A 14,845-nucleotide genomic window follows, 5' to 3' on the forward strand; every position below is an offset into this window, starting at 1 on the left:
GAACCTAAAACGTCCCGGTTTTTCGCCATTTTATTTAGATTAAAAACTCTACTTTTTACAAATTCACTACACCAATCTGAGCCATATAACTATTTAATTAAAAACATAATATTTTAATTTTATAAAAAGAATTTAGACTAACGCAGGATATTATTAAATTGCGACATAACCTGATGTTGAAACAACATGACCGACCAGATTTCAAGGTCAAGCGCTTTCCCAAAATGTTAAGCTTGAGTATAAGCCTGATCAGCTGTGCCTTATTTTCATCTTCTGTATGGGCCCAGACATTCAGCTATAGCGAGGCTGAACAGTATGTGGTCGAAAATGCCTATGCCTCCCAAGCCCAACAAGCTCTGCAACAAGCTTCACAACTTGAGATGGAGGCGGTTAAAAACCTGGGCCTTCCCCGTATTGATTTAAATGCCCGTGCTTATTCATTTCATAGTGAAACCAGCGTGCCTTTAGGCTCAAGTAAACGACGACTGGAAAATTCGCTGACCCGTGGTTTTGATGACAAGTTATCACAATGGGAAAATGTATTACCGCCTGAAGTGATTGATCAGGTTAGTCAGGGATTTGATCAAACCGTAAGTGAAGGTCTGAATCAGGTGCCGAACAATGTCGATGTTACGGTTAAAGACCATGATGTGCGTACCTCAGTTTCCATGGTGATGCCGCTCTATACCGGCGGTAAAATTAGCAGCGCCAAACAGATTGCCACCATTCAGGCACAACGCTCAAACATTAGCGAAAAACAACAACAAGACTCGCAACGTTTTGAGATGATCCAGTCTTATTTTAATGTGCAATTACAGCAGCAATTACTGAATGCCAGCCTGTTTAATTTAAATGCCATGCAGGAACATTATGACAATGCCCTTAAACTGGAGAAGCAAGGCTTTATTAATAAGGGCCAGCGCATGCAATTTGAGGTAGCACGTAATAATGCGCAACGTAGCTATCAAAATGCTCAATCGAACTTACAAGCCAGTCAGTTTAGCCTGCAAAATTTACTCAAAACCAGAGAAAGTTTAAATCTCACCACCCCTCTGTTTGTGAATAACGTACAAAACCATTCGCTGGATAAAATGCTGGCAAATTATGATCAGAATTCCAGTCTGATCAAAAAGCTGCAAATGGATACCCAACTGGCCAATGAAAATATCAAGGTTCAGCAGTCAGCCAAAAAACCGAGTGTTTTTGCCTTTGGTGAATATGGACTGGACAGCAAAGAGAACTGGATTGTCGGCGTCATGGCAAAATACAATTTATTTTCGGGCATCGATAACAATAAAAATATCCGGGCAGCCGAACTTAAAAAGTATGCAGCCGAACTGATGACCGAACGCACCAAACAGGAAGTCGAAAATGTGTTGTATAAGTCTTATAGCGAATTAAGTTCCTCACAGAATAGCCATCAATTGCTGGTTCAAAACACCAAAGCGGCACAAGAGAACTTACGTATCCAGCAGCTTTCCTTTAAGGAAGGCATGGGCACGGCGACACAAGTGATTGATGCACAAAACGCCCTCAGTGCTTTAAAAAGCGAAATGGCGCTTAATTCATATAAATACATTTTATCTCTCGCAACACTTTTACAAAGCTATGGCTCGATTGATGAGTTCAAGCTGTATGTTCATCAACCACGTACTGACTATATCCGTTAATTGGAGAATTTTATGAGCCAAGATCAATCATCATCCAATTCAGAACGCGATAAAAATCAAGTGGACAACAAGACTGAAACGCAAGCGTCTGAATCAGCTCAAGCACAAGTGAGCGCGACTGAGCAAATTGCGCAGCCACAACCTGAGACATCAAACTCAAATACCCAGCAGCCACCGAACGAGCCAGCTAAAAAAGGCAAGGCAAAAATCATCGGCCTGATTATTTTGATTCTACTTTTGGGTTTAATCGCTTTTGGCTTGTGGAAAGCCTATCAACCGCAAGCTATTGAATTGCAAGGTCGGGTTGAGTCAGAAACCGTGCATATCAGCACCAAAGTGCCTAGTCGTATTGAAGAGTTCTATGTTTCCGAGGGACAGCCAGTTAAGAAAGGTCAGGCTCTGGTTCGTTTTGTCAGCCCGGAACTTGAAGCAAAAAAAGAACAGGCCCAAGCAGCTTTACAAAGTGCAACTGCATTCCACTCCACCGTTTATCGGGGTGCTCAACAAGAAAATATTGAGACCCTGTATGCCAACTGGCAAGCCATGAAAACCCAAGCAGAATTGGCAGCAACCACCTATAAACGTGGTGAAACCCTTTATCAGCAAGGGGTGATTTCTCGTCAACGTCGCGATGAAATGCGGGCTGCACAGACCTCTGCACGTGAAACTGCCGAAGCTTCTTATCAACAGTATGCCCGTGCCAAACGTGGTAGTACCGAACAACAGAAATCAACTGCGGATGCACAAGTTGCAATGGCACAAGCGGCAGTCAAAGAAGCCAATGCATTAACAGCAGAAACCAAACTGTATTCACCAACAGACGGAACCGTATCAAAAACTTATGGTAAACCGACTGAGTTAGTCGCAACAGGCGTGCCTGTGGTCAGTATTATCGAAGACCACGATTTGTGGGTCAGCTTAAATGTTCGCGAAGACATGTACAGCGCTGTGTATCAAATGAAAAAAATTGAAGGTTTTATTCCGGCTTTAAATCAAAAAGTCAGTTTTAAAGTCAAAAACATTGATGCCGAAGGTGATTTTGCAACCATTAAAACCACGCGCCAGACCGGTGGTTATGACATACGCAGCTTTAAATTCCACTTGGTGCCTGAGCAACGCATTCCAGATTTAAAAGTCGGCATGAGCGTACTCTTTAAAATCGAAGAGGCCAAATAACCGATGTTTGCTGTCATGCTTCGGGAATTACGCTATCTCAAACGCCATAAAGTCGATCTGTTTATGGCGGTTATCGCCCCATTGCTGGTGATTCTGCTGTTTGGCAGTATGTTTTCAGCCGGTAAGGCTGAGCATCTGCCCATTGTAGTGATTGACCAGGACCAGAGTGAAATGAGCCGTAAGGTGATTCGTAGCTTAAGTCTGAACCATACGTTACAGGTCAAGACCATCACTGCCAGTCAGGATGAAGCCGAACACCTGATCAACAAAACCGAAGCCTGGGGATTCGTGATGATCCCCGAAGGTGCTGAACAACGGCTGGTCAAAGCCCAAGATGCACAAATCAGTATCGCCTATAACCAGTCATTTTTTAGTATCGGGAATACCATTTCCTCAGCCATGCTCATCAGCACCCTGAATGGCATGGCGGAATATATGGGACAAAGCTATCTGTCCAATACAATCCCCTATCTGGACATGCCCACCCCACACATCAAGATCTCGACCTTATATAACCCAAGCATGAGTTATGAGTTATTTCTTGAGCCGTTTATGGTGCCAGCCGTTTTACACTTATTGCTCTGTTGCTGCGTGGCTTTTGCCATAGGGCAAGAGTTTAAGCGCAAAACAGTGGGTGAATGGGTGAGTTCCAAACAAGTGGTTTCCAGCCTACTCGGTAAAATTTTGCTCTATGTCTTTATTTTCTGTGCCTGGACCTGGTGCTGGATGTTCTGGTTAGCACAGATCCGCGGTTACTTCATTGCAGGTTCACTCACGCTGATCTTGGTAGCACAATTTTTACTGTATTTTTCCTACGCCGTGATCAGCAGTACCGTGGTACTCGCCACCCAAAACCTGCCTAAAACCTTTGGTTTTATTGCTCTTTATGGCGGTTCTTCACCCAGCTTCTCAGGGATTACCCTGCCCCTGAACAATGCGCCTGCATTTACCCAGTTCTGGTCAATGATTATTCCCTATACCCCTTATGCCAAGCTGCAAACCGAACAGTGGATTATCGGCAGCGATCTGCATGTCTCAATGGTTCCCTTTGCTATTTTGCTGGTCTTCGCGAGCTTATTCTTTGCGTTAAGCGTGCGTCTGTTGAAGAAAAATACTCAGGAGCTGAGCGCATGAAGTCATTTTTCAGCTATTACCTACAGACCTTTAAGAATATTTTTGCCAACAATTCGGTATTCACCACCCTGATTGCAGCAACCCTGCTGTATAGCTTCTTCTACCCAACCGCTTATAAAGCACAAACCGCAGAAGATATTCCGATTGTGATTGTGGACGAAGAACAAAGCATTTTGACTTCAAAAATCATTAGTCAGGCATCCAATAGTCCGCATATCAAGATCACCACGGTGACGGATAATTTTCTGGAAGCACAGCACATGGTGCAGAACCAGCAAGCTGAAGGTATCTTGTTACTCCCCGAGAACCTCACCAATAGCTTGAAACGCGGGGAAATGGGCGGCATTGGCCTGTACTTGAGTACAGCCTATTTTATTCGGACCAAAGAAGTTGGCGTAGGTTTGGCAAGCTCAATCGAATACACCCTGAAAGAACATTTAGAGAAATTCGGTAATGCCTCTGCTTTCGAACCAGAACTTTCGATTCATCAGATTCCCTTATTCAATACCATGTCAGGTTATGGCAGTTATATCTTCCCTGCTGTGGCCAGCCTGATCATTCATCAGACTATTGTGTTGGGTCTTGCCATGCTGATTGCCAGTTACCGTGAACAGGGCTGGGTCGCAAAGCCGGTTGAATTCTGGGCCACATTCGCCGCCATTTTTACCACTGGCTGCCTGAGCTGTCTATATTTATTCGGCTTTACCTTCTGGCTATATGAATTTCCACACGGTGGCAACTTCTGGGGCATGTTGCTTGCCGTTCCAATCTATGTCAGTTGTGTGATTGGCTTGGGCATGCTGCTCGGTTCACTGGTGGATATGCCGGAACGGGTTGGGCATCTGATTGTGGTGACTTCTGTTCCATTGTTCTTACTGACTGGCACAGCCTGGCCTCATGAAGCCATGCCGCACTGGATGCAATGGTTGGCTTGGATTTTTCCTTCAACACATGGTGTCCAGATGTTTGTCCAGCTCAATCAAATGGGTGTACCAACCTCTATTGTGATACCAAAACTGATTTATCTAGCTACTGTCGCTGCCATTTTACTGGCAATTTCTTATTACCGTTTAGTAATGATGCAACCCATAAAAAAAGGAAGCTCATAAGCTTCCTTTTTTATTACCTCAATGATTACGCTTCAGGCGCATCATCTTTTGGCTCAGCAACCACTTCTTCAGAAGTCACTGTTTCAGCTTCAGTATTTTCAACTTCATCTATAGCATCTAACTCTTCGTCATCTTCTACAGCTTCAATCGAAACCACACCCACCAGGGTTTCAGCATCGCTTAAACGGATCAAGCGTACACCTTGCGCATTACGGCCCGTTGTTGCCACTTCAGCAGCACGGGTACGTACTAATGTACCGCCGTCAGAAATCAACATCAGTTCTTTGCTTTCATCAATCGATACTGCACCCACTAGCTCACCATTACGTTCGCTGGTCTTGATCGCAATTACACCCTTACCACCACGTTTCTTGGTCGGGAAGTCATCTACTGGCGTACGTTTACCATAACCGTTGGCACATGCACACAGCACTTCACCCGTTTCAGGTACAACTACAAGCGAAACGATACGGCTGATGACATTTGAATCTGATGAATCATCATTGTCATCGCTGTCATCATTTTCAACATCGGCATCTTCAGCTTCGATACTGTTGCTGGCGAAGCTGACACGCATACCGCGTACGCCTTTGGCGGTACGACCCATCGCACGAACATCAGTTTCAGCAAAACGGATCGCCTTACCTTCATTCGAGAACAGCATGATCTGCTGGTTACCGTCGGTAATCGCAACACCGATCAAGGTATCTTCATCATTTAGCTCAATTGCGCGTAAACCGTTTGAACGGACATTGCTAAATTGCGCTAGTTCAACACGTTTTACCGTACCTGATGCAGTCGCCATGAATACGTAATGGTTCTCTGGGAATTCAGTCAACGGTAAAATAGCAGTAACAGTTTCATTCGCTTCTAGAGGAAGTAAATTGATAATTGGACGACCTTTGGCACCACGAGAGGCTTGCGGTACTTCAAATACGCGTAAGCGATATACCTTGCCGACATCGGTAAAGCACAGCACGGTTGCATGGTTCGACGCCACAATTAAATGCTGGATGATGTCATCATCTTTCATTGCAGTGGCAGACTTACCACGACCACCACGGCGTTGCGCCTGATAATCAGAAAGCGGTTGGGTTTTCGCATAACCGGTTTGAGACACAGTCAATACAACTTGCTCTTCAGGAATCAAGTCTTCACGGCAGAAATCAACACCAGACTCGACAATCTCAGTACGACGACCATCACCATATTGTTGCACGATCAACGCCAGCTCTTCACGAATTACGCTCATCAACAAATTGAAGTCATTCAGAATCGCTGTTAATTCAGCAATTTGGCCTAAGATTTCAGTATATTCAGCGTGTAACTTGTCTTGTTCCAAGCCCGTTAAACGGTGTAAACGCAATTCTAGAATCGCGCCAACCTGAGTTGGTGACAAGCGATAAATATCACCTGACAAGCCAAACGGACGTGCCGGATCTTCGCCTTCAATCTCGTCTGGACGAACAGAAATCGCGCCTGCTTTTTCCAGTAAGGCAACCACACCGCCACCGGCCCATTCGCCAGCCTGTAAACGCTCACGCGCCTCAGCCGGATTGGCAGAAGTCTTGATAGTCTCAATAATGGCATCAATATTAGCCAAGGCAACGGTCAAACCTTCCAAGATATGACCACGCTCACGCGCCTTACGCAGTTCGTACATGGTACGACGCGTTACAACTTCTTGGCGGTGACGGATAAATGCCGCAATAATATCCTTCAGGTTCATCAACTTCGGCTGACCATTATCCAGGCAGACCATGTTGATACTGAACGAGTTTTGAAGCTGGGTATGCAAGAACAGGTTATTCACTGCAACTTCTGCATTTTCGCCACGTTTCAAGTCGATGGCGATACGCATCCCTTCTTTATCAGACTCGTCACGAAGCTCAGAAATACCTTCAATTTTCTTTTCTTTGACTAACTCGGCAATACGCTCAATGGTTTTTGCCTTGTTGACCTGATAAGGAATTTCAGTAAAGACGATCGTGGTACGACCTGTTTTCTGGTCTTCTTCGAAGTGATATTTACCACGAATATGCAAACGGCCCTTACCGGTACGGTAGGCATCTACAATGCCCGATTTACCGTAAATAATACCGCCTGTAGGGAAATCCGGGCCCGTGATGTGCTCCATCAATCCTTCTACAGAAATATTCGGATTATTGGCATACGCCAGACATGCATTGACCACTTCAGTCATGTTGTGTGGCGCCATGTTGGTCGCCATACCCACTGCAATACCCGTCGTACCGTTAATCAGTAGATTTGGAATACGCGTTGGCATCACCTGAGGAATACGCTCGGAACCGTCGTAGTTGTCTTCCCAGTCAACCGTATCCTTTTCCAGATCGGCCAAAATTTCATGGGTGAGCTTTTGCATACGAACTTCGGTATAACGCATTGCTGCCGCGCTATCCCCATCGACCGAACCGAAGTTACCCTGACCATCCACCAGCATGTAACGCAAACTAAAGTCCTGCGCCATACGAACGATTGTTTCATATACTGCGCTATCACCATGCGGGTGATATTTACCGATTACGTCACCGACAACACGAGCAGACTTTTTGTACGCTTTGTTATAATCATTGCCCAATTCGTGCATCGCATATAATACGCGACGATGAACAGGTTTTAGACCGTCTCTCACATCTGGCAATGCACGAGATACGATTACGCTCATCGCGTAATCTAGATATGAATGCTTGAGTTCGTCCTCAATGGCAATCGGTCTGATTTCCGATACGCTCATGCATACTCCTTGTTTACAGGTAGAGAGTTGTACCTGTTTTTATGTCTTCAATCTTGCAAAAATTCAGCTCAAAGACTTGAACTAAAATAAAAAATACAGCGAAAAATTATAGCATAAAGCACAAAATAACGGTAAGTTTAAGCCTGCAAAAATAGCATTTTTTTACAATAAAAAGGATATATAAATGAATGACTTAAAATTGCTAAAAACAGAAAAGCGCCGATAAAAATACTTTGCTCAGCGGTTTGGATAAAAAAGCAGCAAACCCTGCTGCAAAAGTCGCTGATTGAGCGCAATTCCGTATCGGTTAAGCCCCGAGCTAAACCGTTTAAAAAGTCTCTATTTTTATTGATAGGGCTTGGGAGAAAGTTCTGACTGCATCGCCGGCATGAGCTTGTCCTGTTCAGTCACCCGATCCTGCTGCATAAAATAAAAAGCAGAACAGAACAGCGCCAGAATAAATGGATTTTCGTAGAGCTCTTCCACGATATCCTGATTCGCATGATTACTGAGCAACAAGGTGTCAATAAAGCGATGATGCTCGATACTATCCGCCAGAAATAATGACAAAATCGCAATCAGTAAATACCAGAACGGCAACTTGAGCTGTTGCCACTTATACTTGATTTCAGCTCTTAAGTGCGGAGAAAACAGCATCAGAACCACAGGTGCAATCACAAAAATTGAAATGATCCGATAATAGACATGCGGAACTTCAGGAAAAAAATCACGCCCCCAACTAATGCTTCGCCCAAAGAACATCAACCACCACGCCATGGCCCAGATCCAGAACCATTTCTTCTGCTCAGTTAAGGTCTTGGGTTTGACATAGAACCAGGTGAACGGAACACAAGCCAATAACACAATGGCCTGAAAGGCTTCCAGAACATGGACATTCCATGTCAACAGTACAGCACTTTGGGCAATGGCTAGAAATGCGGTAAGAGATAAAAGGGAGAATAAAAACAATACAACGCCATTTAAGCGGAAATCAAACTTCATTATTCAACAAAAAAACCAGCGAAAATAAAAGTCTAACAAAAGTGTACTAATGAGTACACTTTTAGCTTAATTGAAATTAACCATTAAGAAAAACTTAATTTAATACGATTTAAATCAGTACCTTAAATTAGCAACAGTATCGTTGCATAAAGGAAACGCTCTGTCTCATAAGCTTGAAGCTGCTATCAGCGAAGAAAAAATCAAAGCCACCCATCACTGTTCTGGGCGATATTGGGCTGGAATCCATTGATAGCCGTGCGCATTCTTGCCGATATGACCAATGCCGGGAAAAGCCACATGTGCAGCGCCAATCCACCATTGATGTTGAGAGGCTTGTTCAAAAATATGTTTACGCACTGCAATAGCACTTCGGGAATCCGTATCCGGTTTATAGCTGGCTTCGGGATACGGAAATTGCACCGCAGCATAATGCACCACGTCCCCCAGTCCCAAAAATTTTTGTTCATTTTGTCCATCCACCAGATAAGAGGAATGGCCTTCGGTATGCCCCTGCGTGGTGATCAGTTGTACATTGGGCACATGGAAAGAGGTTCTGGTAAAGGCATTCAACTGTCCTGCCTGCTGATAAGGTTGTAATGCATCGCGGGTCATTTTAAATAAAGGTTTGAAGAAATCAGTGGCTTTTGCTTCGTTCTCTGCTGATGTCCAATAGTCGACATCCGCTTTGGCCAGATACACCTTGGCATTTGGATAAACCATTTTCCCGTTTAAGCTAATACCACATAAATGATCAGGATGGGCATGGATAATCAAAATCGTATCAATCTGCTCGGGCTGTACTCCTGCCTTTTTCAGGTTTTCCGGAACATGTCCCAAGCTTGGGCCAAAGCATTGGGACGTGCCAGCATCAATTAAAATATTCTGGGTCGGAGTTTGGACCAGATAAGCCGAAAAGTCAGTCACGATCTGATTGTGCTCATCGACAGGTACAAAATTCTGAGCAAATAACCGGTTGGCTTTTTCCGATGAAATTCCCAGCAAATCGCTACGAGGCAAGCCAAGTTCGCCGTCAAACAGCGCCGTCACTTTCAGATTTCCAATCGGTTGTAAAAAATATCCTGCGACCTGCTTGAGCTGGGGACTGGATTCAGCATGGACAGTAGCTGCACTAAACAATAATGCAATCAGGATCGGTTTTAATAATTTCACGTCCATCACCTCGATATTGGATTGATTTAAATCTAATCATTCCTAATGATCAAAATCGCTCAATCATCGACGTGAATCGCTCAATCTGGATGATTACAAAGCTAAAACGTTAGGATCAATCTGATAACGCTGCATAAATCGGGCACGGAACGTCGCAACCGATTGATAACCGGACTTCGCTGCAATCGTTTTCATCGGCAGTTTGTTTGAATACAACAACTCCAGTGCATAGGCAAGCCGGGCACGGGTAATGATTTCTCTTAAAGACGTCTGTTCGTGACTGAGTTTACGCCGCAATGTGGCACTGCTTAAACCTAGGCGCGCCTCAATTTCACTGGATTGCCATGCATGTTGTGGTTGCTCTAGCACCCACTGGTAAATTCGTTTGGAGAGTTGTGGAGCAGGAACAATCAGTACATCAGAACACTGCTGTTGACATAGCTGCACCAGTATCGCTGCAATCGACAAACGTGCCTTGACCAGATCCTGTTCAAATAAAGCGGTTTGCCAGCTTAGAAGATGAGAGGCAAAATCATGGATTGAAAACCGTAAGATTGCTTCTGTTTTATCGGTAATTGGCTTGGCCCAGATCATCTGTGCAGCCTGAATCACCTCTTCACACATCGGCACCAGAATGGTTAGATATTCGCCCGTTTCCGGATCTGGAATATTGATGGTATCGGCAACAGTATCGGGCTTGATAATAAACAGATCACCCGCACTGAGATTCACCTGTTGATGATGCAGCGTTAATTGTTTCTGCCCATGCAGAATCATGCCCATGTGTAACTGGTTCACTTGAATATTCGCTAGCCCATGCTGATTTTTTGCCCGAATACATAAGTAATCCCGCGCCATATCTGCACGTGCCAAGCTGACCAGCGAACCATGTAAATGCTGTGCATCCATCGTAGCCGTAGAATCAATATTCATGATCAATCCAATAAAAAACGCCCTTGTGCAATGTATAGCACAAGGGCGTTTTCTTGAATAAGTGGCAGACTGTAAATTACAGTTTGCTTACCAATTCTGGAACAACAGTGTTTAAATCGCCCACTAACCAGTAGTCAGCAACGCTGTTGATTGGCGCTTCTTCATCTTTGTTGATTGCAACAATCACTTTAGAGTCTTTCATACCTGCCAAGTGCTGAATCGCACCAGAGATACCAATCGCCATATAAAGATCAGGCGCAACGATTTTACCCGTTTGACCAACCTGGAAATCGTTTGGTACGAAGCCAGCATCTACCGCAGCACGTGAAGCACCTTGAGCAGCACCAAGCTTGTCAGCTAATGGATCAAGGACTTTGTGATAGTTCTCACCAGAACCTACACCACGACCACCAGAAACAACGATACGTGCAGCAGTTAACTCTGGACGATCAAGTTTCACGATTTCTTCGTTTACAAAGGTAGAAATACCAGCGTCTTTTGCTTCAGCAACCGCTTCAACTGCAGCAGAACCACCTTCAGCAGCAACTGCATCAAATGCTGTACCACGAACGGTACCCACGATGATTGCTTCGTCAGATTGAACAGTTGCAATCGCGTTACCTGCATAGATCGGACGCTTGAATGTATTTGCAGATTCAACAGCGATGATGTCTGAAATCATGCTGACGTCAAGAAGTGCAGCAACACGTGGAAGGATGTTCTTACCCGTTGTTGTAGATGCAGCTAATACATATTTGTAACCGCCTTTCGCGATGTCAGCAACTAAGCCAGCAACGTTTTCAGCCAATTGGTTTGCATAAGCAGCATTGTCAGCAAGTAATACTTTGCTCACACCAGCAACTTTAGCAGCAGCGTCTGCAACTGCTTGAGCGCCAGAACCAGCAACCAATACAGTAATATCACCACCGATTTTTTGAGCTGCCGCAACAACGTTTAAAGTTGCACCGTTAAGTGTCTGGTTGTTGTGATCAGCGATAACTAAAATACTCATGATTTTATCCTTCTGTATTAGATCACTTTCGCTTCGTTTTTCAATTTTTCAACAAGCTCGTCTACAGACTTCACTTGTACGCCAGCTTTACGTTCAGCAGGAGCTTCAACTTTAATTGTTTTAAGCTTAGTACCTGTTGCAACGCCATAATCAGCAGGTGATTTGGTATCAAGTGGCTTTTTACGCGCTTTCATGATGTTTGGAAGAGCAGCATAACGTGGCTCATTCAAACGTAAGTCAGTCGTGATGATTGCAGGAAGTGCAAGCTCAACAGTTTGTAAACCACCGTCGATTTCACGAGTTACCTGAACTTTACCTCCGTCAACTTTAACTTCAGATGCGAAAGTACCTTGACCTGCACCCAGTAAAGCACCAAGCATCTGACCTACTTGGTTAGAGTCGTCATCAATTGCTTGTTTACCAAGAAGAATAAGTTCCGGTTTTTCAGCATCAACTACGCCTTTCAAGATTTTAGCAACTTCAAGAGCGCCAACTTCATCAGCAGTTTCAACTAAAATACCACGGTCAGCACCTAGCGCCATTGCAGAACGAATTTGTTCTTGAGCTTCTTTAGCACCCACTGAAACCACAACGATTTCAGAAACTGTTCCTTTTTCTTTTAAGCGAACCGCTTCTTCCACTGCGATTTCACAGAATGGGTTGATTGACATCTTAACGTTGGTAAGGTCAACCCCACTATTGTCCGGCTTAACACGAACTTTAACGTTGGCATCAACCACACGTTTTACAGCGACAAGAGCCTTCATGTAATCCTCGGCTGTTCTAAGCAAGTAAATGTAATGAAGAGTATTCTAACTCTTCGATTGAAACTTTTTAGGTGCCCTATCTTGCAATGTATTTGGCATTTCGGTCAAGTCACAATTTCCGCTACAGCCATAAAAAACATGAAACGCTCAGTTCACAAATTGAAAATAATGATTCATTCTATTTATTTAGCTCATCAAGATGATGAATATTAAACTTTGATTTTTTTAATATTTTATAAAATTCAACGATCTAAACCAGCATTTTTCATCAGGATTGCAATGATCTGTAACGGATCGTTTCCTGCAAATTTGGTTGCCTTTTCACTTTTATAAAAACGTGGCAATTAAGTAATAACATCAATTCAACAAATGTACGGAATAAACGGGAAAAGTAGACGACGATTAATCGTTCAAATTTGCAACATAATATATCAGGAACTCGCCTTTTGCGCCCGTGGATGGGTTTGATCATACACTTTTGCCAACTGATCAAAGTCGACATGGGTATAGATCTGGGTGGTGGAAAGATTGCTATGTCCCAACATTTCCTGCACGGAACGTAAATCGCCACTGGCAGATAACATATGACTGGCAAAACAATGCCGTAATAAATGCGGATGCAGGTCGACATTGACACCCGCTCGTTGCGCTTGCAGCTTGACCCGATTTTCAATTTGTCGTGGTGTTAAGGCATTGCCGCGTTGCGAGATAAAAACCGCAGAATCCGCATGAAAGCCGCCTTGCCAGATCCGATAGATTTTTAGCCATTCCACCAGACTATCTTTGGCTTTGCTTCCAAATGGGACTATGCGGGTTTTATTGCCTTTACCTGTGATACGTAATAACTGCCGATTAAAATCAATATCCTTGATGCTTAAGCCTTGCAATTCTGCCAGACGCAAACCACTGGAATATAGCAGTTCCAGCATGGCTTTATCGCGTAGCCATAATTGCTGCTCAACAGGTTTTTCGGGGGCAGCCTGATCTAGAATTTGATGAACCGTCTCAATATCAATCATGCCCGGTAAAGGACGTGGCTGGCGCTTTAATTTAAAATCTTCAGATGGATTCTGCTCCAGATATTGTCCTTGCTCTGCCCACTTCATAAATTGGCGAATAGAAGTCAAATGTCGCTGTAGCGTGCTGGAACTCAATTGATCCCGCTCAACACGGGCAGCCAGATATTCTCTCAGGTCTGAAGCTTCAATATCCTGGAGCTGTAATTGCTTTTGTTCACAAAACCGGAAAAAATCAGTTAAGTCGCGTTGATAGGCCGCAATGGTATGTTCCGACTGATTTTGAATCATCCGTTCTTTTAACCACATGGATAGTAGTTTTTCAGGGGTTTCCAAATGACGCTCCATGCTGAAAACAAGACCTAGCGACAGTCTAGCAAATTTTTCCCTCGATTCCTGCTAAACCTGCTCGAACAATGTATTGCACTGTACTACAATCATTTTTCAAGTTTTAAGTGGTGCCCTCATCATGACAACAATGCTTATTCCCTATCTGATTGCAATTACCCTGCTGACCATTACCCCCGGGCTTGATACCACGCTGATCATCCGTACCGCAACGCTTGAAGGTAAGGCCAAAGCATTTCAAGCGGCCTTGGGGATTAATCTGGGTTGTATCGTGTGGGGAGTTATTGTGGCTTGTGGATTGGGCGCCTTATTGATGACCTCAGATCTGGCCTTTAATCTTTTAAAATGGATGGGCGCCATTTATCTAGCCTGGTTAGGACTCAATCTGATCTTAAAACCTCGTAGCCAACTCGCTGGTCTGAATGATTCTACGACGGCGCAAAACTGGTTTATCAAAGGTTTTTGGGGCAATTTGCTTAATCCTAAAGTCGGTATTTTTTATATTTCCTTTTTACCGCAGTTTATTCCCCAGTCCTCATCTCCAATCATCTGGACCATGGGCTTGGTGATGATTCATGTGGTAATTGGGTTGTTCTGGTCGATATTCCTGATTGTTGCAATGCAGTCCATTTCAGCCTATTTAAAACAACCTAAATTTATTCAATATATGGATCGGATCACAGGCAGTGTGTTTATCCTGTTTGCTCTCAAGCTGGCATTGAGTAAACGATAAAGCATAAAAAAGCGCGTTTT

General features: G+C 44.0%; 12 protein-coding genes. 5 read left to right on the forward strand and 7 right to left on the reverse strand.

Annotation, left to right across the window (positions count from 1 at the left end; translation table 11 throughout):
• The first annotated feature begins 173 nt into the window (after positions 1 to 173).
• The 4 genes from ACINWC323_RS03900 to ACINWC323_RS03885 are packed head-to-tail and all read left to right on the forward strand — an operon-like array spanning position 174 to position 5,089.
• Positions 174 to 1,670: a TolC family protein gene (locus ACINWC323_RS03900; protein WP_032881664.1), complete on the forward strand. Its 1,497-nt coding sequence runs from the start codon at positions 174 to 176 to the stop codon at positions 1,668 to 1,670.
• A gap of 12 nt (positions 1,671 to 1,682) precedes the next feature.
• Positions 1,683 to 2,846 carry an HlyD family secretion protein gene (locus ACINWC323_RS03895; RefSeq protein ID WP_009514510.1) on the forward strand — a complete coding sequence of 388 codons (1,164 nt, stop codon included), beginning with the start codon at positions 1,683 to 1,685 and terminating at the stop codon, positions 2,844 to 2,846.
• Between the two features lie 3 nt (positions 2,847 to 2,849).
• Positions 2,850 to 3,980: an ABC transporter permease gene (locus ACINWC323_RS03890; RefSeq protein WP_009514670.1), complete on the forward strand. Its 1,131-nt coding sequence runs from the start codon at positions 2,850 to 2,852 to the stop codon at positions 3,978 to 3,980.
• Positions 3,977 to 5,089 carry an ABC transporter permease gene (locus ACINWC323_RS03885; RefSeq protein ID WP_009514707.1) on the forward strand — a complete coding sequence of 371 codons (1,113 nt, stop codon included), beginning with the start codon at positions 3,977 to 3,979 and terminating at the stop codon, positions 5,087 to 5,089. The genes ACINWC323_RS03890 and ACINWC323_RS03885 overlap by 4 nt, the downstream gene beginning before the upstream one ends.
• 25 nt (positions 5,090 to 5,114) lie before the next feature.
• Here ACINWC323_RS03885 and gyrA read toward each other — a convergent pair whose 3' ends face one another.
• From gyrA to xerA, 7 genes are all read right to left on the reverse strand, one after another.
• Entirely contained in the window at positions 5,115 to 7,844 is a 2,730-nt protein-coding gene (gene gyrA / locus ACINWC323_RS03880; protein WP_009514697.1) for a DNA gyrase subunit A, read from the reverse strand.
• 345 nt (positions 7,845 to 8,189) lie between these two features.
• On the reverse strand, positions 8,190 to 8,846 hold the full coding sequence (locus tag ACINWC323_RS03875; protein ID WP_009514447.1) for a hypothetical protein: 657 nt from the start codon (positions 8,844 to 8,846) through the stop codon (positions 8,190 to 8,192).
• Between the two features lie 213 nt (positions 8,847 to 9,059).
• Positions 9,060 to 10,022 (reverse strand): MBL fold metallo-hydrolase, encoded by a 963-nt coding sequence (locus ACINWC323_RS03870; protein ID WP_502322129.1) that lies wholly within the window; start codon positions 10,020 to 10,022, stop codon positions 9,060 to 9,062.
• Between the two features lie 87 nt (positions 10,023 to 10,109).
• Positions 10,110 to 10,949, reverse strand: a complete 840-nt coding sequence (locus ACINWC323_RS03865) for a helix-turn-helix domain-containing protein (protein ID WP_009514638.1) — start codon at positions 10,947 to 10,949, stop codon at positions 10,110 to 10,112.
• A gap of 76 nt (positions 10,950 to 11,025) precedes the next feature.
• Positions 11,026 to 11,961 (reverse strand): FAD-binding protein, encoded by a 936-nt coding sequence (locus ACINWC323_RS03860; RefSeq protein WP_004771288.1) that lies wholly within the window; start codon positions 11,959 to 11,961, stop codon positions 11,026 to 11,028.
• 17 nt (positions 11,962 to 11,978) lie between these two features.
• On the reverse strand, positions 11,979 to 12,728 hold the full coding sequence (locus tag ACINWC323_RS03855) for an electron transfer flavoprotein subunit beta/FixA family protein (protein WP_004771287.1): 750 nt from the start codon (positions 12,726 to 12,728) through the stop codon (positions 11,979 to 11,981).
• 431 nt (positions 12,729 to 13,159) lie between these two features.
• Positions 13,160 to 14,053 carry a site-specific tyrosine recombinase/integron integrase gene (gene xerA, locus ACINWC323_RS03850; RefSeq protein WP_162137922.1) on the reverse strand — a complete coding sequence of 298 codons (894 nt, stop codon included), beginning with the start codon at positions 14,051 to 14,053 and terminating at the stop codon, positions 13,160 to 13,162.
• Between the two features lie 160 nt (positions 14,054 to 14,213).
• Here xerA and ACINWC323_RS03845 point away from each other — a divergent pair, with 160 nt between their 5' ends.
• Positions 14,214 to 14,825 (forward strand): LysE family translocator, encoded by a 612-nt coding sequence (locus tag ACINWC323_RS03845; protein ID WP_009514705.1) that lies wholly within the window; start codon positions 14,214 to 14,216, stop codon positions 14,823 to 14,825.
• The last annotated feature ends 20 nt before the right edge of the window (positions 14,826 to 14,845 follow it).

Source organism: Acinetobacter sp. WC-323, from assembly GCF_000314615.1.
GTDB classification, from domain to species: Bacteria; Pseudomonadota; Gammaproteobacteria; order Pseudomonadales; family Moraxellaceae; genus Acinetobacter; species Acinetobacter courvalinii.